Source organism: Variovorax sp., assembly GCF_035634955.1.
Taxonomy (GTDB): domain Bacteria; phylum Pseudomonadota; class Gammaproteobacteria; order Burkholderiales; family Burkholderiaceae_C; genus Variovorax.
Genome location: NZ_DASQBZ010000031.1, coordinates 126,217 through 148,101, shown reverse-complemented (window position 1 = coordinate 148,101; position 21,885 = coordinate 126,217). Strand labels below are relative to the sequence as shown.

At 68.1% G+C, this 21,885-nt stretch carries 17 protein-coding genes and 1 pseudogene; 10 read left to right on the top strand and 8 right to left on the bottom strand.

Features of this window, described 5'->3' with window-relative positions:
- Both VES41_RS20950 and VES41_RS20945 read left to right on the top strand, forming a co-directional pair.
- On the top strand, positions 1–712 hold a 712-nt coding region (locus tag VES41_RS20950), incomplete at its 5' end, for a GMC family oxidoreductase (RefSeq protein ID WP_324821067.1).
- 50 nt (positions 713–762) lie between these two features.
- Positions 763–1,656, top strand: coding sequence for a LysR substrate-binding domain-containing protein (locus VES41_RS20945; RefSeq protein ID WP_324821065.1), 894 nt, complete (start codon positions 763–765; stop codon positions 1,654–1,656).
- Positions 1,657–1,855: 199 nt separating this feature from the next.
- On the opposite strand, the pseudogene VES41_RS20940 reads toward VES41_RS20945, so the two are convergent.
- The 7 genes and pseudogenes from VES41_RS20940 to VES41_RS20910 all read right to left on the bottom strand — a co-directional run.
- Positions 1,856–2,800 (bottom strand): annotated as a pseudogene (locus tag VES41_RS20940) (hypothetical protein); the annotation flags it as partial.
- Positions 2,801–2,808: 8 nt separating this feature from the next.
- Positions 2,809–3,387, bottom strand: coding sequence for a DUF2889 domain-containing protein (locus tag VES41_RS20935; RefSeq protein WP_324821061.1), 579 nt, complete (start codon positions 3,385–3,387; stop codon positions 2,809–2,811).
- Between the two features lie 11 nt (positions 3,388–3,398).
- Positions 3,399–4,223 (bottom strand): SDR family NAD(P)-dependent oxidoreductase, encoded by an 825-nt coding sequence (locus tag VES41_RS20930; protein ID WP_324821059.1) that lies wholly within the window; start codon positions 4,221–4,223, stop codon positions 3,399–3,401.
- A 59-nt stretch (positions 4,224–4,282) separates the two neighbouring features.
- Positions 4,283–4,693: a MaoC family dehydratase gene (locus VES41_RS20925; protein WP_324821055.1), complete on the bottom strand. Its 411-nt coding sequence runs from the start codon at positions 4,691–4,693 to the stop codon at positions 4,283–4,285.
- Between the two features lie 33 nt (positions 4,694–4,726).
- Complete coding sequence (locus VES41_RS20920) at positions 4,727–5,164, bottom strand: MaoC family dehydratase N-terminal domain-containing protein (protein WP_324821052.1); 438 nt, start codon at positions 5,162–5,164, stop codon at positions 4,727–4,729.
- A gap of 1 nt (position 5,165) precedes the next feature.
- Positions 5,166–6,353: a lipid-transfer protein gene (locus VES41_RS20915; RefSeq protein ID WP_324821050.1), complete on the bottom strand. Its 1,188-nt coding sequence runs from the start codon at positions 6,351–6,353 to the stop codon at positions 5,166–5,168.
- Between the two features lie 53 nt (positions 6,354–6,406).
- Complete coding sequence (locus tag VES41_RS20910) at positions 6,407–7,546, bottom strand: acyl-CoA dehydrogenase family protein (protein WP_324821048.1); 1,140 nt, start codon at positions 7,544–7,546, stop codon at positions 6,407–6,409.
- Between the two features lie 211 nt (positions 7,547–7,757).
- Between VES41_RS20910 and VES41_RS20905 the strand changes: the two genes are divergently transcribed.
- Together VES41_RS20905 and VES41_RS20900 are read left to right on the top strand one after the other, a co-directional pair.
- Positions 7,758–9,317, top strand: a complete 1,560-nt coding sequence (locus VES41_RS20905) for a long-chain fatty acid--CoA ligase (RefSeq protein WP_324821046.1) — start codon at positions 7,758–7,760, stop codon at positions 9,315–9,317.
- Between the two features lie 38 nt (positions 9,318–9,355).
- Positions 9,356–11,227 (top strand): alkyl/aryl-sulfatase, encoded by a 1,872-nt coding sequence (locus tag VES41_RS20900; RefSeq protein WP_324821044.1) that lies wholly within the window; start codon positions 9,356–9,358, stop codon positions 11,225–11,227.
- A 43-nt stretch (positions 11,228–11,270) separates the two neighbouring features.
- On the opposite strand, the gene VES41_RS20895 is transcribed toward VES41_RS20900, so the two are convergent.
- Positions 11,271–14,066: a LuxR C-terminal-related transcriptional regulator gene (locus VES41_RS20895; RefSeq protein ID WP_324821042.1), complete on the bottom strand. Its 2,796-nt coding sequence runs from the start codon at positions 14,064–14,066 to the stop codon at positions 11,271–11,273.
- Positions 14,067–14,270: 204 nt separating this feature from the next.
- Here VES41_RS20895 and VES41_RS20890 point away from each other — a divergent pair, with 204 nt between their 5' ends.
- The 6 genes from VES41_RS20890 to VES41_RS20865 all read left to right on the top strand — a co-directional run bounded on the left by VES41_RS20890 (position 14,271) and on the right by VES41_RS20865 (position 21,870).
- On the top strand, positions 14,271–15,434 hold the full coding sequence (locus VES41_RS20890; RefSeq protein WP_324821039.1) for a CaiB/BaiF CoA-transferase family protein: 1,164 nt from the start codon (positions 14,271–14,273) through the stop codon (positions 15,432–15,434).
- 39 nt (positions 15,435–15,473) lie between these two features.
- The gene (locus VES41_RS20885) at positions 15,474–16,223 is read left to right on the top strand and encodes an electron transfer flavoprotein subunit beta/FixA family protein (protein WP_324821036.1); all 750 of its coding nucleotides are present in this window, start codon (positions 15,474–15,476) and stop codon (positions 16,221–16,223) included.
- Between the two features lie 25 nt (positions 16,224–16,248).
- Positions 16,249–17,184, top strand: coding sequence for an electron transfer flavoprotein subunit alpha/FixB family protein (locus VES41_RS20880; RefSeq protein ID WP_324821033.1), 936 nt, complete (start codon positions 16,249–16,251; stop codon positions 17,182–17,184).
- A 238-nt stretch (positions 17,185–17,422) separates the two neighbouring features.
- Positions 17,423–19,177: a long-chain-fatty-acid--CoA ligase gene (locus tag VES41_RS20875; RefSeq protein ID WP_324821030.1), complete on the top strand. Its 1,755-nt coding sequence runs from the start codon at positions 17,423–17,425 to the stop codon at positions 19,175–19,177.
- A gap of 102 nt (positions 19,178–19,279) precedes the next feature.
- Positions 19,280–20,257: a tripartite tricarboxylate transporter substrate binding protein gene (locus VES41_RS20870; protein WP_324821025.1), complete on the top strand. Its 978-nt coding sequence runs from the start codon at positions 19,280–19,282 to the stop codon at positions 20,255–20,257.
- The gene (locus VES41_RS20865) at positions 20,254–21,870 is read left to right on the top strand and encodes an AMP-binding protein (RefSeq protein ID WP_324821023.1); all 1,617 of its coding nucleotides are present in this window, start codon (positions 20,254–20,256) and stop codon (positions 21,868–21,870) included. Before VES41_RS20870 ends, VES41_RS20865 begins: the two co-directional genes overlap by 4 nt.
- The last annotated feature ends 15 nt before the right edge of the window (positions 21,871–21,885 follow it).

Sequence of the window (21,885 nt, the reverse complement as noted above, 5' to 3'; positions counted from 1 at the left end):
GCGCCTGGTGGCCCGGGTGCACGGCGTCAGCACGCTCAACGAGATCGCGACCGGCCCGTCGATCGCGCTGCAGGCCGCGCGCTGGGCACTCAAGCGCCCCAGCATCATGGCCCTGTGCCCGTCCATCGTGCACTACTTCTGGATGTCGCGGGCCGGCCTGGCCGAGCCGGACCTGCAGGGCGTGTTCGCGCCGGCCAGCTACCGCGAGGGGTATGTGGGCATGCTGGACAAGTTCCCGGGCATCACCGCAGGCGTCTGGCAACACCGCCCGGAAAGCCTGGGCCACGTGCGGCTGGCGTCGCCCGACCCGCACCAGGCGCCGGTCATCCAGCCGAACTACCTGGACCACGAGAACGACCGGCGCGTGCTGGTCGACGGCATCCGCCTGGCACGCAGGCTCCTTCGCACCCGGGCACTCGCCCCGTACGTCGAGCGCGAGACGCTGCCCGGCCCGGCGCTGGAGCGCAACGACGAACTGCTGGACTTCGCCAAGCGCTACGGGGTCTCGTCCTATCACCTCAACGGCACGGCCCGCATGGGCCCGGCCGGCGATGCCGGAGCCGTGGTGGACGCGCGCCTGCGCGTGCATGGCGTGACCGGGCTGCGCGTGGCCGATTCGTCCATCATGCCGAGGATGCCCAGCGCCAACATCTGCGCGGCCTCCATGATGATCGGCGAGAAGGCATCCGACGAGATCCTCCGGGGCACGTGACCGGCGCACGGGGAGTGGAAAATGCGGCATCTCGACCGCGGACGCCCTCCTTGAACCTCCATCGCCTCGACCTGGTTTCGCTCTCGCTGTTCTGCGTCATCGCCCGCACGGGCAGCATCAGCAAGGGCGCGTCGCTGGCGCGGCTGGCGCTGGGCGCGGCCAGCAAGCGCATGGTCGACCTGGAGGCGGCCGTCGACGCCAAGCTGTTCGACCGGCATTCGCGCGGCGTCACGCTGACGCCGGCCGGCAAGGCGCTGCAGGCGCATGCGCGCCGAATACTGGCCGACGTCGACCACCTGGCGGCCGACCTGTCGGACTTCGCGCACGGCGTGATCGGCGTGGTGCGGCTGTGGGCCAACACGTCGGCCGTCACGCAGTTCCTGCCGCACGACCTGGCCCGGTTCGTCCAGCAGAACCCCGGCATCCGCATCGAGCTGGAGGAGCAGAACAGCGACGACATCGTACGGGCAGTGCTCGAGGGCCGGGCCGACCTCGGCATCTTTGCCGACCGCACCCCGCCGCTGGGCCTGCAGACCGTCAGCTACCGCAGCGACCAGCTGGTGGTCGTGCTGCCGCCGGGCCACCCGCTGGGGGGCGACGAGGACATCGACTTCGAGCGCGCGACCGACTACGAATTCGTCAGCCTGGCCGCCGGCACGTCGCTGGCGGTGCGCATGCAGGACGCTGCCGAGGAGCTGGGGCGGCGCCTGCGCCTGCGCATCCGCGTGCGCAGCTTCGACGCCATGTGCCAGATGGTGGCAGCGGGCCTCGGCATCGCCGTGCTGCCCGAAGCCGCAGTGCAGCCGCTGCTCGCCGCGATGGACCTGCGCCAGGTGCGCCTGCGCGACGACTGGGCCCGGCGTCGCCTGCTGGTCGGCGCGCGCAACTTCAGCGCGGTGCCGCGCCCGGTGCGGCTCTTGATGGATTGCCTGCTGGACGCGTGACCCGAAGGGTGCCCGCCAACCGGCTCCGGCTCAGTGCGCAGGCGCGTCCGAGAATCCGAGCAGAGCCTCTGCGACATCGTCCGCGAACCGATAGCGCCTGTCGCCGATCAGCACGACGTCCGCACCTGCCGGGTCCGGTCGCGCAGCCGGTAGTAGGCCGTGGGCGCGCAAGGCCTCGGCGCACCCGACCCAGTCGCCGCCACGCACGGGTTCTGGGTGGGCCCAAGGCCGGCTCGTTGGCATCACCGCCGTGCGCCAGCAGCAGTTCGAGCACACCCGGATCTTCGAGGTCGAGCGCGCGGTACATCGCGTTCGAGCCAGCGATGCGCGCGCCCGCCTCCAGCAGCAAACGGGTGCACGCCGGCGCTTCGAGCGAGTGGTAGAGCGATTCGCCGTCGTTGGGGTCTGCACCGGCCTCGAGCAGCAGGCGCGTGAGTTGCGGATCGAAAGCCTTGCCGGCCGCGCCGTAGAGGGCGGACAGCCGCTCCGTCTGCGATGGCACCTCCAGCGAGGCCGGCGGCCATCGATTGCCGACGGACTGGTTGGCCGAAGCGCCGGCGCTGAGCAGGAAGCGCGCGCAATCGCGCAGGCGTTCGCGAAAACCCGGCCGGGTGGCGAGCCCCGAGTGGGTCACGGCCACCAGCGGCGGCAAGTTCAATGGCCCGCCTTCGCGGTGGACCCACGCCGGGTCGCGCGCGGTGGCGCGCCGGAGAACCTGTTCATTGCCGATCGCGCAGGCAAGGTAGGAATCGTCGTCGCCGGCCAGCGTCGGAGACTCGGCCAGCATCCGCGCGGCCACCGCCGGCCGGTGCGTGTCGTTGCCGCCCGCCACGTCGCCGGCATAGACCATGCGCACCCAGTGGCGCACAGCCTGCTCGGGGTCGTCCGCCAACGCCGGGCGCGCGAGCACGAACACCTGCAGATCGGCCCAGGAAGGAAAGCCGTACTCGCGCGCAATGCAGGATTGCGCATCATGCAGGCGCAAGGACCGGCCGGCCAGTTCTTCATCGTTCCTGCCGCGGGCCGCAGGCAGCGGGGCCCGGAACCGTTGCATCGCGGCCGGATCACCGCGGCGATACAGAGCAAGCAATTCCTTGGCTTGCTTCTTCAGCTGGCCGATGTCGGGCCGAGCGCGAATGCGCATCGCACAAGTCAGGCCACACCACGCCGGCGATCGGGCCAAATCACCTGAATCGCCTGCCCCTCCTGCCGATAGGTATGACATGTGTTGTAGACGGCCGGACGTGGCATCGGCGCGTCGCCTTGCAGTTCGACGGCAAGGTCACGCGTCTCGCGGCGCAGGGCCATGACGGTCTGCACCGCGGTGGTCGCCAGCGGGCCCATCAGTTCGGTCAGGTGCGTGCAACCCTTGCGGCCACCCACGCGCTCCTTCACGCGCTGGGTAAAGCCCGGGCCGATGCGCAGACCTTCCAGTTGCCCGTAGAACGCACTGCTCTCGCCGCAGAACGGCGTCGGAACGGTGTCCGAATGCGCCTGCATCTGCACGATCTGCATGTCCGCGTCGATGGTCATCGTCAGGCGCAGCCCGTGCAGCAGGCCGCCGGCATCGACCTGCTTGAAGTACAGGTCGGTGCCGTTCGCCGAGATGTCGCGCAGGCTGGCCTCGAAGTCGAACAGCCCATCCTCGCGCACATAGCCTCGGCACACCACCTCGCGGGTGTGCAGCAGGCGCCGCGGGCGTGCGCCGCCGGTTGCAGCGGTTTCGGTCATCCGATGCAGTCCTACTGCGGCGAGCCGGCCACGGCCACCACTTGGCCGGTGATGTAGTTCGACTCGGGCAGGCAGAACAGGTAAACAGCGCCAGCCGCTTCCTCGGGCGTGCCGCCACGGCCCAGCGGGTTGCGCTGCGCGTGGCTCTTGAGCAGTTCCGGGTTCAGGCCCACGCGGATCTCCTTGCCCTCGATGTTTACGGTCGCGCCGGCCTTGGCGTCAGCGTTGGTCATGCGGGTGTGGATGAGGCCGAAGGCGACCGCGTTCACGTTGACGTTGAAGCGGCCCCATTCGCGGCTGAGCGCGCGAGTCATTCCGATCACGCCGGCCTTGGCCGACGAATAGTTCATCTGGCCCGCATTGCCATTGAGCGCCGAAGTGGAAGACACGTTGACCACCTTGCGGTTGACCACGATGCCCTTCTCGGCATCTGCCGCGGCCTGCGCCTTGATGACCGGGTAGGCCGCACGCAGGATGCGGAACGGGGCCGTCATGTGGCAGTCGACAATGGCATACCACTGCTCGTCGCTCATGCGCTGGATCACGTCGTCCCAGGTGAAGCCGGCGTTGTTCACGATGATGTCGATGGCCTTGTAGGCATCCATCGCGGTCTTGATGTAGCGCTCGGCAAAGTCCGGCGCGCTCACGTTGCCAGCGCAGGCCACGGCCTGGCCGCCGGCCTTCTTGATGAGCTCGACCGTCTCGTTGGCCGGGTCGGCGTCCAGGTCGTTGATGACGAGGCGCGCGCCTTCGCTGGCGAGCTTCATGGCGATGGCCTGGCCAATGCCGCGACCCGAACCGGTGACCAGTGCCACCTTGCCGTCAAGAGTACCCATTGCTTATCTCCGAATGTCTGTGTGTGATGAGGGGTTGAAAAAGGGAAACCGGGGTGGGCCTATACCGCGACGATTGCGTCGCCGACGATCTTCACGTCGCCGTACTGGTTGGCGGTCTGTATCTCCAGCTTGGCACGCTGCTCGCCATTCACCTCCAGCAGTTCCACCACCTTGCCGGTGCAGGTGATGATGTGGCCCAGGTGCGTGATGCCCGTGAAGCGCACGCCGAAGCTGCGAATGCGGCGCTGGTCTACCCATTGCGTGAGCAGGCGGCCCAGGTAGGCCATCGACAGCATGCCGTGCGCAAACACGTCGGTCATGCCGGCGGCGCGTACGTAGTCGATGTCGATATGGACCCGGTTGTGGTCGCCCGAAGCACCCGCGAATAGCGCCAAAGTGGTGCGGTTGATGGCGGGCAGCACCAGCCGCGGCAGCGTGTCGCCCACCTTGAGAAGGTCGAGTTTGGTCATGGCAGTCATGGGGAAGTCATCTCCTGGCCGGGTTCAGTTGCGATGCACGAGCACGCTGCGCAGGTCGGCCACGTGTTCGCCGCGCTGGTTGGTCACGCGCGTTTCGCGCACCACGAAGGAAAGCGCCCCGCCCTTCTTGTCGTAGATGTCGGCCACGCGCGTCTCGAACTGCAACGTGTCACCGGCATATGCCATGCAGTGGTACTGGAACGACTCCTCTCCGTGCAGGATGCGGGCGGGGTTGATGCCCATTTCTTCCCGCCATGCGTTCGACGGAATCTGGAACTCCAGCGAGAAGAGGAAAGTGGGAGGCAGCGGCACGCCTGGGTGACCGGCATCGCGCGCGGCCGATTCGTCCAGGTAGATGGGGTTCGTCTCGCCGATGGACTTGGCGAAAAATCGAAGCTGGCCGATCTCGGGCGTCGCCTTGTAGGTCGGCAGCTTCATGCCGATGTGTTTGGGGTCGATCATTTCAGTCCGCCTTCTGGTAGATGGTCACGACGCCCGCGCCGCCCAGGCCCAGGTTGTGCTGCAGCGCGATGCGAGCATTACTTACCTGCCGGTCGTCCGCGGTGCCGCGCAACTGGTGCGTGAGTTCGTAGCACTGCGCAAGGCCGGTGGCGCCCAGCGGATGGCCCTTCGACAACAGGCCGCCCGAGGGGTTGACCACCCACTTGCCGCCATAGGTGTTGTCGCCGTCTGCCACCAGCTTCGGTCCCTCGCCCTCCGCAGCCAGGCCCAGTCCTTCGTAAGTGATGAGCTCGTTCTGCGCAAAGCAGTCGTGCAGCTCGATCACATCCACGTCCTTGGGACCGATGCCGGCCTGTTCATAGGCCTGCCCGGCGGCCAGGCGCGTCATGTCGAAGCCCACCACACGGATCATGTCGCGCGCCTCGTAGGTGCTGGGCGTGTCGGTGGTCATCGACTGTCCGGCGATGAACACGCCCGTGCGCAGGCCGCGCTTCCTGGCGAACTCCTCCGAGACCAAGATGGCCGCAGCGCCGCCGCAGGTGGGCGGGCAGGCCATCAAGCGGGTGATGACGCCGTCCCACAGCATGGGGGCGTTCATCACGTCTTCGGTGCTGACCACGTTGCGGAACACGGCCAGCGGGTTGCGCGCGGCATGGCGGCTGGCCTTGGCGCGGATGGATGCGAAAGTTTCCAGCTTGGTGCCGTATTTCTCCATGTGGGAACGGCCGGCGCCGGCAAACTGGCGGATGGCCGAGGGGATCTCGGGCATGCCGACCAGCTCGTCCACGACCTCCAGCGCGCGCTCCAGCGCGGGCTTGCGGTCGTCCCAGCGTGACTTCAGCGCGCCCGGGTTCATCTGCTCGAAGCCCACGGCCAGCGCGCAGTCAACCGCGCCGCTTTGCACCGCCTGGCGTGCCAGGTACAGCGCCGTAGAGCCGGTCGCGCAGTTGTTGTTCACGTTGACGACCGGAATGCCGGTCATGCCCACCCGGTACAGCGCCTTCTGGCCGCAGGTGGAGTCGCCGTACACGTAGCCGGCGTAGGCCTGCTGCACGTCGGCGTAGTCCAGGCCGGCGTCCTGCAACGCCTGGCGAATCGCCACCTCGCCCATCACGTCGTAGGGCTCGCTGGTGCCGGGCTTCTTGAACGGAATCATGCCGACACCGGCAACGAAGACTTTGCGGGTCATGGTTTTCCTGAGGAGAGTTGACAAGGAATGAGTTCGTCCGAGGCGGCAACGCCTCAGAGCTTTCGGGAAATCAGCTCGCGCATCACTTCGCTGGTGCCGCCGTAGATGCGTGTGACGCGCATGTCGACGAAGTCGCGCGCAATGGGGTACTCCAGCATGTAGCCGTAGCCGCCGTGCAGCTGCACCATCTCGTCGATGGCCTTGCCCAGCGTCTCGGTGGAAAAGAGCTTGGCGATGGCCGCCTCTTCCAGCGTCAGGCGCCGGCGCATGTGCTCGGCCAGGTAGTAGTCGACCATGGTGCGCACGGCCACGGCCTGCGCCTTGATGTCGGCCAGCTTGAACTTGGTGTTCTGGAAGTCCCACACGGTCTGGCCAAACACGCGCCGGTCCTTCACATAGTCGATGGTGGTTTCCAGCGCGCGCTCCAGGCGAGCGGCCGCTGCGACCGCGATGGAAAAGCGCTCCTGCGGCAGCTCGCCCATCAGGTAGGCAAAGCCCTTGCCTTCTTCGCCCAGCCGGTTTCCCACCGGCACGCGCACGTTGTCGAAGAACAGCTCGGCCGTGTCCTGCGCGAACTGGCCCACTTTCTGCAGCTTGCGCCCGCGCCGGAAGCCCGCGCGCGTCGCCTCCACCGCGATCAGGCTGATGCCCTTGGCGCCCGCCGCCGGGTCCGTCTTGCACACCACGATGATCAGGTCAGCGATCAGGCCGTTGCTGATGAAAGTCTTGCTGCCGTTGATGACGTACTCGTCGCCTTCGCGAACCGCGGTGGTGCGCACGGCCTTCAGGTCGCTGCCGGTGCCCGGCTCGGTCATGGCAATGGCCAGGATCAGCTCGCCCGAGGCGGCGCCGGGCAGCCACTTCTTCTTCTGCTCATCGTTCCCGGCGCGGTGGATGTAAGGGGCGATGATGTCCGAATGCATGCCGAAGGCCGGGCCGCTCACGCCCGAGCGCGCGGTCTCTTCAGCGAACACGGCCGCGTGTCCGAAGTCGCCACCACCGCCACCGTACTCCTCGGGCAGCGACGCGCACAGCAGTCCTTCGCGGCCGGCCTTGCGCCAGGTCTCGCGGTCAACCTGGCCGGCAGCGTCCCATGCGGCCTGACGCGGCAGGCACTCCTTTTCCAGGAACCGGCGCACCGTTTCGCGGTACATCTCGTGATCTTCCCGGAAGACGTTGCGAGTGACGTTCAAGGCATGTCTCCTTCTCATTGGGGGATGGCACGACGATAGGAGGCGCGATCCCGCGCTTCACCACCTGCAACGGGTGGCGGCCCATGTCCCAGGCGAGACACGCTGCCCCCAGCAGTGAGCGCTGCTGGCTTTCCCGCCCCCCTGAAGTGGGTGGCGCAGCGCAGCCGCGGCCCTGCTCCACTGGCTCCCTTGTGAAAAGCAGAGACAAGCCGTGCAAATGACTCAAGGGCTGCAGCGCTCGCTGCAGCAAACCCCGGACCGCACCGCCACCGTGTTTCGCGGGCGGCGCCGCAGCTTCCGTCAATTCGCTGCGCGCGTGGCCCGGCTGGCCGGCGCGCTGCAGGGTCTGGGCGTGCAGCCCGACGACCGCGTGGGCATCCTCGCGCTCAACAGCGACCACTATCTGGAAGTGATGATGGCCACCTGGTGGGCCGGTGCCGTGCTCAACCCGGTGAACATCCGGTGGAGCGTGCCCGAGATCGTCTATTCGCTGGACGACTGCGACACGCGAATCCTGTTCGTGGACGACCGCTTCACCCCACTGGCCGATGCCATCTGCGCCAGCGCACGGCATGCGCCACGTTTGATCCATGCCGGCGAGCAGGAGCTGCCGCACGACATGCTGCGTTACGAGCAACTCATCGGCAACGCGGCGCCCGTTCCCGACGCGCGGCGCGCCGACGTCGACCTGGCCTGCATCATGTACACCGGCGGCACCACCGGCTTTCCCAAGGGCGTGATGCAGACGCACCGCAACCTGTGGTGCGGCGCGCTGCAGCGCATTGCCGAGATCCCGCCGCTTCCGCGCAGCGTGCTGCTGCATTCGGCGCCTCTCTTCCACATCGGCGCGCTCAGCCGCGCCATGATGCAGTTCGTGAGCGGCGGCACGCATGTGATCGTGCCGGGCTTCGAGCCAGCCGAACTGCTGCACACCATCGAGCGCGAAGGCGTCAACGAACTGGCCCTGGTGCCCACCATGATCCAGGCGCTCATCGCGCATCCTGATTTCGAGCGCACCGACCTCTCGGGCGTCAAGCGCCTGAGCTACGGCGCCTCGCCGATCCTGCCGACGGTTCTGGAAGACATGCTGAGCGCCCTGCCCGGCGTGGACTTCTTCCACCAGTACGGGCTGACCGAGGCCTGCCCCATCGTCAGCGTGAACCCGCCGGAAAACCATGCCGAGCAAGGGCGCGCCAACGGCCTCTCGGGCTCGGCCGGCCGCGCGGTGCCGGGCGTGGAAGTGAAGATCGTCGACGACGATGGGCGCGAACTGCCGCCAGGCAGCGTCGGCGAGATCGTCGTGCGCGGCCCCAACATCACGTCGGGCTACTGGAACAAGCCCGCGGAAACCTCGGCCGCGCTGCGCGATGGCTGGCTCTTCACTGGCGACGGCGCCTGGATGGACGAAGCCGGGCACCTGTTCGTGGTCGACCGCATCAAGGACATGATCGTCACCGGAGGCGAGAACGTGTACTCGGCCGAAGTGGAAGGCGTGATCGCACGCCACCCGGCTGTGGCCATGTGCGCGGTCATCGGCATTCCGCACCCGACCTGGGTGGAGGCGGTGCACGCCGTTGTGGTGCTGCGCCCCGGCGCCAGCCTCGATGCAGACGCGGTGCGCGCGCACTGCCGCGATTCCATTGCCGGCTACAAGTGCCCCAAGAGCGTGGAGTTCCGCGCCGAGCTGCCGCTTTCGGGGGCCGGCAAGGTGCTCAAGCGCGAGCTGCGCGCCCCCTTCTGGCCGGCACGGGCAGCCGCCGCAACCCCCTGAGCACGTCTACTTTTCTTCCCCCATCAGATCGCATTGCCATGAACATTTCAGACGCCCTGCTGCCCCTGGCCGATACCGAGGAGAACCTCGAAAGCGCACGCCGCGGCTTCATCGCCACCATTGCCGATGCGCACATCACCGACGCCAAGGGCCGCGTGAACTGGAGCCTGCGCGACTTCTCATTTCTTGACGAATCGGCGCAGGGCCCCGACACCGTACACGCCAACCTGTGGCAACACGCGCGGCTGAACAACCTGCACGGCCTTTTCAAGGTGACCGAGCGCATCTACCAGGTGCGCGGCTTCGACGTGTCGAATATCACCTTCGTGGAAGGCGAGACCGGCGTGGTCATCGTCGATCCGCTCACCGTGGCCGAAACGGCCGAGGCGGCGCTGAAGCTCTACCGCGAGCACCGCGGCCATCGACCCGTCACCGGCCTCATCTACACGCACAGCCATGCCGACCACTTCGGCGGTGCGCGCGGCGTGCTCGATGAGCAGGACGCGATTGCCCGGCGCGTACCCATCGTGGCGCCCTCGGGCTTCATGTGGCACACCGTGTCGGAAAACGTGCTGGCCGGCAATGCCATGGGCAGGCGCGCCATGTTCCAGTTCGGAGTCTCGCTGCCGCGACATGCGTGCGGCACGGTGGACTGCGGCATGGGCAAGGCCGTGCCCATGGGCACCACCACGCTGATTCCGCCCACGCGCAGCATCGAGCAGGAAAGCGAGACGCATGTGATCGACGGCGTCGAAATCATCTTCCATCTGGCGCTGGAGAGCGAGGCGCCTTCAGAGATGTTCCTGCACTTCCCCGGCCTGCGCGCGCTGAACATGGCCGAGATCGGCACCCAGGCGCTGCACAACCTGTGCCCGCTGCGCGGTGCACAGGTGCGCGATTCGCGTCTGTGGTCGCGCTACATCGACCAGGCATTGGACCGCTACGCGCCCACTGCCGACGTAGTGTTCGCGCAGCACAACTGGCCCACCTGGGGCAACGAGAAGATCCGCGGCTATCTGCGCGACCAGCGCGACATGTACAAGCACCTGCACGACCAGACGGTGCGCCTGATGAACCGCGGCCTGACTGGCATCGAGGTGGCCGAGGCCATGAAGCTGCCCGATTCGCTGGCGGGCCGCTGGGCCAACCACGGCTTCTACGGCACCATTTCGCACAACGTGCGCTCCATCGTGCAGCACTACCTGGGCTGGTACGACGGCAACCCCGCGCACCTCCACCTGCTGCCCCCCGAAGAGGCCGGCCCGCGCTACGTGCGCTACATGGGCGGCGCCGACGCGCTGCTGGCACAGGCGCGCGAGGACTTCGCCCGCGGCGAGCACCGCTGGGTGGCCGAAGTCACCAATCACCTGGTGTTCGCCGATCCCGGCAATCAGGCCGCGCGCGCCCTGTGCGCCGACGCGCTGGAGCAGATGGGCTTTGCCGCCGAATCGGCAACTTGGCGCAATGCCTTCCTGCTGGGCGCGCAGGAACTGCGCAAGGGCGTGCCGAACGTGCGCCGCCGCAATGTCAGCCGCGACCTGGTCGGAGCGCTGCCGATCGAGCTGTTGATGGATTCGTTCGCCGTGCGCCTGGACGCCCAGCGCGCCGAGGGCCTGCGCATGGACATCGAGTGGCACGACCGGGACGCCGCCGAGACCTGGGCCATGCACCTGGGCAACGCGACCCTCACCTACCTGCCCGGCGCCGTACGGGGCCAGGCCGACGCGCGGGTGACGCTGTCGCGCACCGCCATGGCGCAGTGGCAGACGCACCCGGCTGGCCTGCCCGACGCATTCGGGCAACTGGCGTCCGCGGGCGTGATCCAGGTCGAGGGCAATGCGGACCGCGTGGTGCAGCTGCTGCAGCTGCTGGAAGACTTCGAGCCGATGTTCAACGTGGCGGAGCCCTGAGGCCTCCCCCCCGCGACCAGGTCCGCTGCGACTCCCGGGTGGCTCAGCGCTGCAGCTCGCCCGGGGCTGCGCCGGCGCGGTCCCAGCCCAGGTCGCGCACCCGGGCCACCGCCTCGTCTCGGCCGGTCACGCGCAGCTTGCCGTAGATGCGGCTGAGGTACCACTTCACCGTCTCGGGCGACAGGCCCAGTGCACGTGCGATCTTCTTGTTCGACATGGCCTGCGCCAGCAGGCGCAGTACCTCGATCTCGCGCGCGCTGAAATCCTCGGGCGGCACCGTATGGCCGCTCGCGCGCGCCGCGTCGACGGGCGCCGCGCTGGTGGCCTGCAGGCGCCCCACGTAGAAGGCAAGCACCGGATCGAGCTTCTCGGTGGCGGCCAGCTCGCGCACCAGCTTGCGCGCGGCCGGGTCGGCATCCAGCAGGCTTCGCTGCAGGCCCAGGCGATGGCCGCGGCTGAGCGCATCCACCAAGCGGCGTCGCGCCGACTCGGTGCGGCCACGGCGCGCCTCGATCACCGCGTCCTGCATCATCAGCTGCGCCGCCGTGCGGCCATGGCCGCGTGCTTCACAGCGCGCGATCAGGCCGCTCACGCGCTGCGACGCAGCGTCCAGGTCGCCATGCATCAAATCCAGCCGGATGTGCGCGCGCTCCACCAGCTCGGGGATGTCAGCCAGCGCGCTGGCCTGCGCGTGCACATGGGCGGCGCCCAAGGCATCCAGGCGCGTCATCGCCTCGCCGGCCGCCGTCATCTCGCCCTGCAGCTGGTGCAGGTGGATCTGATCGGCCAAGCTGTGCGCCAGCAGACGGTCCAGTCCATGCTTGATGGCGTAGTCCTCCAGGCGTTCCAGGCAGGCGAAGGCCTCCAGCCGGTGGCCTGCCTGCAGCTGCGCCGCGGCCAGCACGCGGAATGCGCGTAGCACAGCATCGGGAATGGAGATGCGCTCCAGAACGTCGGCCTTGCCGTTCAGGAGTTCGCGCGCCTGCTTCGCATCGTCCAGCTCGTACAGCACATCGGCCAGCAGCGCGGTGGCCAGGTAGTACGTGTCGGCGCAGGCGCGGCCACACTGCTCGGCCTCGGCGGCCACGGCGCGGTAGGTGCGCTCGGCCTGCGTCATCTGCCCTTCCATGGCCCACGACAGGCCCACCAGGCAGCGCCCCTGCAGCAGGCCCGACGGCGTGCTCAGCAGCGGCGCGCCCTGCACCACCAGCGGGAGCGAATCCTGCTGCACGCGACGGGCGCGCTCGTAGTCGCCCTGGTGCATGTACAGCCACGACAGGATGTTGTTGCGCCCGCCCAGGGCCAGCGAATCGATGCCAGGGGGCGCGTCCAATAGCCGCGGAAGCAGCTTGAGCGCCCCTTCGGTGTCGTCGCGCTGCACTGCCACGGCCGCACGCAGCAGGGTCACCTGGAAATGGCGCGCGTCGCCAGCGGGCAGGTCGTGCTCCAGGGCATCCAGCTGCGCCTCACAGGCGCGCAGCTCGCGCTGGTACAGCTGAGCGCGCGCGCTCCACAGCCGCAGCCAGAAGCTGCGCTGCACCTCTTGCGGCGGCAGCATGCGCAGCAGGGCAACCAGGTCGCGCCGCTCGCTGCGCACGAACATCGCCTCGGCACACTGCTCGACCAGTTCGGCGGCCTGCCGGTCCCGTCCCGCCTGGATGCCGTGGCGCACCGCCTCGGCCAGGTCGCCGTTTTCACGGAACCATTCGAAGGCCAAGACATGCAAGTGGCGCCGGCGCGCTTCGTCCAGGTGCTCGAAGCGGTCGATCAGCGTCTCGCGCAGCAGGGGATGCAGCCGGTACCAGGTGTGTGGTGGCGGGCCCTCGACAGGCACCAGGAAGACGTTGTCACTTTCCAGCCGCGCAAGAAGACGCGTGGCCTCACCCACCGAGTCGGGCCGACCGGTCAGCGCCGCGCACAACGACGGGCACACCCGGTTGCAGGGCGCCAGGCTCACCAGCACGTCCAGCGTCTGGGCCGGCAGGTGCGCCAGGACTTCCTGCTCGAAGTAATGGGTGAAGGCACGCGCGTCGCGCAGCGGCACGCGCGAAATGCTCTCGGCCTGCGGCGGCTGGGTGCCCTGGCGCTTTTTCCTCCAGTCCACGGCAAACAGCTGCAGGCCGGCCACCCAGCCATCTGTAAGCTCGTGCAAGAGGCGGACGGTGCGAGCATCCAGCTCGCCTACATGCAGCTTCAGGAACTGCTCCGTCTCGGCCAGGGTGAAGCGCAGGTCGCGCTGGTCCAGCGCCAGCACCTGGCCCTGGGCGCGCAAGCGCTCCTGTGACAGGGGAACCGCACTGCGCGAGGACAGTGCGATGTGCAGGCGCGGCGGCGCGTAGTCCAGCAGCCATTGCAGGGTTTCGAGCACGCCGCGGTCGCTGATGTGCTGCAGGTCGTCCAGCACCAGCACCACTTCGCGTCCATACGCTTCGATGGCGCCTACCAGCGTGATGGCCATGCGCTCCATTCCGTCCGGGTCGGCGCTGCCCACGTCTTCCAGGATGGCGGCCTCACGAACCAGTTCCGGGCTGACGGCGGCCAGGGCGGCGATCAGGCTGTCGAAGAAATGCGCGGGCTCGTTGTCTTCAGCCGCCAGCGCCACCCATGCCACCTCGAAGCCCAGCGGCACCAGCGCCTGGCGCCATGCAGCCAGCAGCGTGGACTTGCCGCTGCCAGCCGGCCCGGTCACCACCAGGCAGCGGCGCCGCCGCTCGTCGACCAGGCGCGCCAGCAGGCGCTCGCGAACCACCAGGCGCGGCGGCACCCGGCCCGCCGGTAGCGAAGGGGCGGCAGGATTGACCTGCGAGGGGGATTCGATGCGGGTTGGCTTGACGGACATGACTGACTTGGAGTGAGCACCGGCGCCCGGAGCGCCCCAGGGGTTTTCGATTGTGCAGCAGCGTCCGAGGCGGCACACCCCCGGGGCTACCCGTTGCGGGTGGCGACTTTGCAGACGGCGCGGTGTCTACTCCCCCCATGACAGCGGGCCGGCACTCGGTGGCAAGGGTCCGGCCAGGCAACGCAATAAGCAGGAGACTTGAGAATGAGTGTGCTTTCGGGCATTCGCGTTGTGGAATTCGAAGCCATCGGCCCCGGGCCCTTCGGCGCCATGCTGCTGGCGGACATGGGCGCGGACGTGGTCCGTATCGACCGCCCGGTGGCTCCTGGCGACCTGGGCCCCAAGATGGAAGGCCCGCGCATCAACGTGGTGGGCCGCGGCCGGCGCTCCGTCACGCTGGACCTGAAGAAGCGCGAGGCGCGCGAGGCTGCCCTGGCGCTGATCGAGCGTGCCGACGTGCTGATCGAGGGCTTTCGCCCCGGCACCATGGAACGCCTCGGCCTGGGCCCCGACGCGGCCCTGGCACGCAACCCGAAGTTGGTGTACGGCCGCATGACCGGCTGGGGCCAGACCGGCCCCATGGCCGACCGCGCCGGGCATGACCTGAACTACATCGCCCTGTCCGGCGTGCTCTCGGGCATTGGCGCCGCGCCGGATGCCAAGCCTACCGTGCCGCTGAACGTGGTGGGCGACTACGGCGGCGGCGGCATGCTGCTGGCCGTGGGCGTGCTGGCCGCGCTGGTCAACGTGAAGAACGGCGGTGCCGGCCAGGTGGTGGATGCCGCAATGACCGAAGGTGCCGCGCAACTGGGCGCGATCTTCTGGGGCCTGCTGGCCTCGGGCAACTGGCGCGAAGAGCGCGCCAGCAACATGCTCGACGGCGGCGCGCCCTGGTACGACAGTTACCGCACCTCCGACGGCGGGTACATGTCGGTGGGCCCGGTGGAGGGCCGCTTCTATGCCGAGCTGCTCGAAAAGCTGGGACTGGCCGACGCCGCCCTGCCCTCGCAGCACGACCGCAAGGGCTGGCCCGCGATCCGCGCCGCGCTCGAGGCCGCTTTTGCCAAGCGCACGCGCGACGAATGGAGCCAGGCGTTCGAAGGCAGCGATGCCTGCGTCGCGCCGGTGCTGAGTTTCTCGGAAGCGCCCGGCCATCCGCACAACCGGGTACGCGGCAGCTTCGTGGAAGTGGATGGCGTGATGCAGCCCGCTCCGGCGCCGCGCTTCTCGGCCACGCCGTCTGCAGTGCCCAGGCGTGAACCTGCACGCGGCGAACATGGTGCCGCGGCCCTACGCGACTGGGGCTTCGACGCAGAAGCCATCGACCGCCTGCGGCTGCAGGGCCTGGGCTTCCAGGGTGCCGCCTGACGCCCATTCGCAATCAATTTATCGACAGAGAGCAACGAGATGAAAGTACTGGTGGCAGTCAAGCGCGTGATCGACGCGAACGTGAAGGCGCAGGTGAAGGCCGATGGTTCGGGCGTAGACATCGCCAACGTCAAGATGAGCATGAACCCTTTTGACGAGATTGCCGTCGAAGAGGCTGTGCGCCTGAAGGAAAAGGGGGTGGTCACCGAGGTCATTGCCGTCTCCTGCGGTGAAGCAAAGTGCCAGGAGACGCTGCGCACCGCCATGGCCATTGGCGCCGACCGCGGCATCCTGGTGGAAACGACCGAAGAGCTGCAGCCGCTGGCCGTCGCCAAACTCCTGAAGGCGCTGGTCGACAAGGAACAGCCCCAACTCGTCCTCCTGGGCAAGCAGGCCATCGACGACGACGCCAACCAGACCGGCCAGATGCTCGCCGCCCTGGCCGACCTGCCGCAAGCTACCTTCGCTTCCAAGATCGAAGTGGCCAGCGACAAGGTCAGCGTCACCCGCGAAGTGGACGGCGGCCTCGAGACGCTCAGCCTTTCGCTTCCCGCGGTCATTACGACGGACCTGCGCCTGAACGAGCCGCGCTACGTCACGCTGCCCAACATCATGAAGGCCAAGAAAAAGCAGCTGGACACGGTCAAGCCCGGAGAGCTGGGTGTCGACGTTGCGCCTCGCCTGAAGACGCTGAAGGTGTCCGAGCCGCCGAAGCGCGGCGCCGGCATCAAGGTTCCCGATGTCGCCACGCTGGTGGACAAGCTCAAGAACGAAGCCAAGGTGATCTGAGGATCAGGGAAAGAGGGAAAGACAAATGACCGTACTCGTTATTGCTGAACACGACCACGCCACCTTCAAGCCGGCGACCCTGAACACCGTCACCGCCGCCATCGCCTGCCAGTCTGGCGACGTGCACGTGCTGGTGGCTGGTGCCAACGCGGCCGAAACGGCAGCCGCTGCTGCCAAGATCGCTGGCGTTTCCAAGGTGATCGCGGCCGACAGCGCCTCGCTGGCCGAAGGCCTGGCCGAGAACGTGGCTGCGCAAGTGCTGGCGATCGCCGGCAACTACAGCCACATCCTGTTCCCTGCCACCGCCAACGGCAAGAACGTGGCACCACGCGTTGCCGCCAAGCTGGATGTCGCGCAGATCAGCGACATCACCAAGGTGGTCGCCGCCGACACCTTTGAGCGCCCAATCTACGCCGGCAACGCCATCGCCACCGTGCAAAGCGCCGATGCTACGAAGGTGATCACCGTGCGCACCACCGGCTTCGACGCCGCGCCGGCGGATGGCGGCAGCGCCTCGGTCGAGAACGCCGAAGGCGTGGCCGACAGCGGCAAGAGCGCGTTCCTGGGTCGCGAAGTGACCAGGAGCGAGCGCCCTGAACTGACGGCAGCCAAGATCATCGTCTCCGGTGGCCGCGCGCTGGGCAGCGCCGAGAAGTTCCAGGAAGTGATGGCGCCTCTGGCCGACAAGCTTGGCGCGGGCCTGGGCGCCAGTCGCGCAGCCGTCGATGCGGGCTACGCGCCCAACGACTGGCAAGTGGGCCAGACTGGCAAGATCGTCGCGCCTGAGCTGTACATCGCAGCGGGCATCTCGGGCGCGATCCAGCACTTGGCCGGCATGAAAGATTCGAAGGTGATCGTAGCGATCAACAAGGATCCGGAAGCGCCTATCTTCTCGGTGGCCGACTACGGCCTGGAAGCCGACCTGTTCACGGCCGTCCCGGAACTGGCCGGCGCAGTCTGAACACACCCCGACGGAAGCCTATCATGGCCTTGCTTCGCCAATGCCTGTTCGAAGTGCGCGCTGCGGCCTACGCACGCGCGCAGGCCCGCGGCCCCTCTCCACTGGATGCCGCCCGCAACCTCCTGACGCCATCCTTCGCATCACGGCCGCCCGCCGCCTCGGCGCCGCAAGCCGAACCAACCTCGCACGCCCCAGTCCGGTCGGCGCCATCCATGAGTCTCGCGCCCGGCGTCCCATCATGAGCACTTCGTTCCCATTCGAGTTTCCCGCAGTGCCCGAAGGCATTGTGGAGCGGCCGAGCAACCCGCTCACGCTGGCCGCGGACCACGCGCGCCAAGGCCTGCCGCGCCAGATCCACATTCCCGAGACCAGCATCTTCTACAACCTGGAAGCGTCCGCGCGCCGCTTTCCGGCCAAGACCGCCATCCAGTTCTTCGGCGGCGCTACGTCATACGGCGCACTTCTTCGCGACGTCGAGCACTTGGCCGGCTGGCTACAGGCACAGGGCGTGCGGCGCGGCGACCGCGTTGCGGTGTTCAGCCAGAACTGCCCGCAGTTCATCGCCGCCTACTTCGCCATCCTTCGCGCCGATGCGGTGTTCGTGCCGGTCAACGCCATGCTGCTGCAAGATGAACTGCGCCACATCCTGGCCGACAGCGGTGCGCGCGTGGCTTTCGTCGCCCAGGAACTGCTGCCCGTTGCGGCTCCCCTGCTGCAGGAAGGCCTGCTGCGCCACGTGGTCGTGCATGCCTACGGCGACGCGCTCGGCGCTGACGACGAGGGCATGAACATTCCCGACTGGGTGCGTACGCCTTCGGCCGCGCAGCCGCTGCCCAAGGGCGCGGTACGCTGGCAAGGCGCACTGCAGGCACGCTCCTCGCCCGGCGTGCACCAGGCCGGCCCCGACGACCTGTGCATGCTGCCTTACACCTCGGGCACGACCGGCGCGCCCAAGGCCTGCATGCACACGCACCGCACGGCCATGACATCGTTCGTGGGCTCCACCACCTGGCGGCGCTGCAACAGCGAGACCGCATTCCTCGCGGTAGCGCCGCTGTTTCACCTGCTGGGCCTGCAGAACAACGTGAATGCAGCCATCTACATGGGCGGTACGGTGGTGCTGATGTCGCGCTGGGAGCGCGAAACCGCGGCGGTGCTCATCGAGCGCCATCGCGTGAGCTTCTGGGCCGCGCTGCCAGCGATGCTGGTGGATTTCTTCGCGCAGCCGGGCATCGAGGCACGCGACCTTTCCAGCCTTGCCATGGTCACCGGCGGCGGTGCCGCCACGCCGGACAGCATCAGCCGCCTGCTGAAGGATCAATACGGCCTGGACTACATCGAGGGCTACGGCCTGACCGAGACCGCCACCTTCCTGTGCGCCAACCCCGTGCATGCGCCCAAACGCGTGTGCCTGGGCGTGCCCACTTTCGGCGTGGACCTGCGCATCGTCGACCCCGAGACGCTGCAGCCCGTGGCGCAAGGCGAGGTGGGCGAGATCGTCGCGCATGGCTCGCAGGTGATGCGCGGCTACTGGAACAACCCCGAAGCCAACGAACAAAGCTTCATCGTCATCGACGGCAAGCGCTTCTTCCGCACCGGCGACCTGGGCTGTTTCGATGCCGACGGCTACGTGTTCATGCGCGACCGCCTCAAGCGCATGATCAATGCTGCCGGCTACAAGGTATGGCCGGCCGAGGTGGAGGCCACGCTCAATGGCCACCCCGACATCCACGAAGCCTGCGTGATAGCCGCGCACGACAGCAAGCGCGGCGAGACGGTGAAGGCCATTGTCGCGCTCAAGCCCGGGCGACCCGCCGACCGCGAGGCATTGTTGGCGTGGTGCCGCGCCAACATGGCCACCTACAAGGCGCCGCGCATCGTCGAGATCGTCGAAGCGCTGCCCAAGTCGGCCACCGGCAAGATCGCCTGGCGCGAGCTGCAGGAAGCCGAGCTGGCACGCGAGCCAGCCGACAGCAACCCACTTGCCGCATGACGACACGCCACCCGAGCCGGGTGGCGATTGCAGGCGCGCGGCGGCGTCCAATTTCTCCTGAGCCGAAGGCGGCCCCCCGCCCCCCCATTTCAGGAGACAACCATGCCTTTCCGACGACGCGCCATTACCCTGGCGCTGGGCCTCGCCGCCCTCGCCGGCACCCTGCCCGCCACGGCGGCCGAGCCGGCCTTTCCATCGCAACCCATCAAGCTCGTCGTCGTCTACCAGCCCGGTGGCGCCAACGACATCATTGCCCGCGTGCTGGGCGACCGCATGGCCATCTCGCTCGGCCAGCCGGTGGTGGTAGTCAACAAGCCCGGCGCGTCGGGCGCCATCGGCGCGCAGTTCGTGGCCAGCGGCCCAGCCGACGGCCACACGGTGCTGATGGGTGGCATGCCCCTGGTGGTGGCACGTGCCATGTACAAGGTGCCGCCGGTGGATTTTGAGAAGAGCCTCGCGCCAGTGGGAAAGGCGGTCAACCTCAGCCTGGTGCTGGTGGCGCGCAAGAACTTCCCGGGCGGCTTTGCCGACGTGGTGGCGCAGGAGCGCAGGAAGCCCGGCAGCGTCTCGATGGCAGTGACCGCCTCGACCTACGAGTTCTATCACGCGCGCATCAACAAGCTCGCGCATGCCGACATCCTCAAGGTGCCTTACGCCGGCGTTCCTGCAGCCATGCAGGACCTGGCCGGCGACCGGGTGGACCTGCTGATCGACACGCTGGCCGCGCAGAAACCCTTCATCGAAAGCGGCGCGAGCCGGCCGCTGGCCGTTTTCGGCCGGCGCCGCCTGCCGGACCTGCCGCAGGTGCCCACGCTCACCGAGCTGGGCCTGGCCGGCTTCAACGACCAGCCATACGTCGGCATGCTGGTGCCCAAGGCCACGCCGCAGGCGGCGATCCAGCGCCTGAACTCGGCCCTGAACGAAGCACTGGGCCGCGACGAGGTGAAGGCGCGCATGCGCCAGCTGGGCCTGGAGGTTGCGCCCACCACGCCGCAAGCCTTCCTGGACGAGATGCGCGCCGACTCCAAGCGCTTCGAGGAAGTGGGCCAAGCCGCCGGCATCGAGAAGCAGCAGCCATGACGAGCGCACACATTGCCGCCCAGACGGCCGAGCAATCCATTACGCCCTCCCCGGTCGATGCCCTCTATCAGAGCGCCACCATCGCGCAGATGTACCGCGCCGCCCTGCGCGCGCATCCGCAGCGCGAGGCCCTGGTGGCTGGCGAACAGCGCCTTAGCTATGAGCAGCTCGCGCGGGCCTGCTGGCGCACCATGCATGCGCTGGCCGCCCTGGGCCTGAAGCGCCAGGACGCTGTGGCGGTGCTGGCCACCAACTCGACCGAATCCGTGGTCGCCATCGTGGCCGCGCAGCTCATGGGCCTGGTTTACGTACCGCTGCATCCGCTGGGCTCGGAAGAAGACCAGGCCTTCGTGCTGGCCGACGCGGGCGTGAAGGCGCTGGTACTCGACCTGCCCCGCCATGCCGAGCGAGGCCGCACCCTGGCGGCGCGCGGCATCGTGGCGCATGTGCTCACCCTGGGCGCCGCCGACTTCGGCATCGACCTGCTCGCCGCCTGTGCGTCGCAAGGCGACAGCGAGCCGGCGGACGAGGTGCAGCCGACCGACATCCTCAAGATCGCCTACAGCGGCGGCACCACCGGCAAGTCCAAGGGCATCGTTCATCACCACCGCACTGTGGTGACTTCGGCGCTGCAGCAGCTCGCCGGCTGGGAATGGCCGGCGCAGGTGCGCTTCCTGGCCGCCACGCCGGTTTCGCATGCGGCCGGCGCGATGATCCTCACCACCCTTCTGCGCGGCGGCAGCGTGCACCTGCTGGACCGCTTCACGCCCGAGGCCTTCCTGGCCACGGTGGCGCGCGAGCGCATCACCAGCACCTTCCTTGTTCCCACGCAGATCTACGGCCTGCTCGATTCACCCGAGTTGTGCCGGCACGACATCGCCAGCCTGGAGGTTGTGATCTACGGCGCCGCGCCAATGGCCCCCGCCCGGCTGGTGCAGGCGTTGCAGCGAATGGGCCCCGTCTTCGCGCAGGTCTATGGCCAGGCCGAAGCGCCGATGACCATCAGCTACCTGCGCCGTGACGAGCACGACCCGCAGTGCCCTCACCTGCTGGGCAGCTGCGGGCGCGTGCTTCCCGGCAACCTGGTGAAGCTGCTGGACGCCACCGGCACGGAAGTACCCGTGGAAGAGATCGGTGAGCTGTGCGTGCGTGGCCCGCTGGTGATGTCAGGCTACCTCAATCGGCGCGAGGAAACCGAGCGCGTGTTCGAGAACGGCTGGCTGCACACGGGCGACATGGCGCGACGCGATGCACAGGGCTTTCTCTACCTTGTGGATCGCGCCAAGGACATGATCATTTCGGGCGGCTTCAATGTGTACTCCAGCGAGGTGGAAGGCTGCCTGGCGCAGCATCCTGGCGTGGCCCTATCGGCCGTGATCGGCGTGCCGCATGCCAAGTGGGGAGAGGCGGTGATGGCGGTGGTGGTGGCCAAGCCGGGCGCGGCGCTATCGGCCGACGAGCTGATCGCCTTCGTGACGCAGCGCAAGGGCGTGGTGCAAGCGCCCAAGTTCGTCGAACTGGTGGATTCGCTGCCGCTCACGCCATTGGACAAGGTCGACAAGAAGGCGCTGCGCGCGCGCTACTGGCAAGACCAGCAGCGGCAGGTGGCCTGAGCCCCTACCCTGCCT

Bases quoted from the DNA above. Each gene is read 5' to 3' on its own strand.
- VES41_RS20870 (WP_324821025.1), top strand. From the start codon at position 19,280: ATGCCTTTCCGACGACGCGCCATTACCCTGGCGCTGGGCCTCGCCGCC.
- VES41_RS20920 (WP_324821052.1), bottom strand. From the start codon at position 5,164: ATGATCGACCCCAAACACATCGGCATGAAGCTGCCGACCTACAAGGCG.
- VES41_RS20930 (WP_324821059.1), bottom strand. From the start codon at position 4,223: ATGGGTACTCTTGACGGCAAGGTGGCACTGGTCACCGGTTCGGGTCGC.
- VES41_RS20935 (WP_324821061.1), bottom strand. From the start codon at position 3,387: ATGACCGAAACCGCTGCAACCGGCGGCGCACGCCCGCGGCGCCTGCTG.
- VES41_RS20890 (WP_324821039.1), top strand. From the start codon at position 14,271: ATGAGTGTGCTTTCGGGCATTCGCGTTGTGGAATTCGAAGCCATCGGC.
- VES41_RS20900 (WP_324821044.1), top strand. From the start codon at position 9,356: ATGAACATTTCAGACGCCCTGCTGCCCCTGGCCGATACCGAGGAGAAC.
- VES41_RS20885 (WP_324821036.1), top strand. From the start codon at position 15,474: ATGAAAGTACTGGTGGCAGTCAAGCGCGTGATCGACGCGAACGTGAAG.
- VES41_RS20925 (WP_324821055.1), bottom strand. From the start codon at position 4,693: ATGACCAAACTCGACCTTCTCAAGGTGGGCGACACGCTGCCGCGGCTG.
- VES41_RS20895 (WP_324821042.1), bottom strand. From the start codon at position 14,066: ATGTCCGTCAAGCCAACCCGCATCGAATCCCCCTCGCAGGTCAATCCT.
- VES41_RS20875 (WP_324821030.1), top strand. From the start codon at position 17,423: ATGAGCACTTCGTTCCCATTCGAGTTTCCCGCAGTGCCCGAAGGCATT.
- VES41_RS20915 (WP_324821050.1), bottom strand. From the start codon at position 6,353: ATGACCCGCAAAGTCTTCGTTGCCGGTGTCGGCATGATTCCGTTCAAG.
- VES41_RS20865 (WP_324821023.1), top strand. From the start codon at position 20,254: ATGACGAGCGCACACATTGCCGCCCAGACGGCCGAGCAATCCATTACG.
- VES41_RS20880 (WP_324821033.1), top strand. From the start codon at position 16,249: ATGACCGTACTCGTTATTGCTGAACACGACCACGCCACCTTCAAGCCG.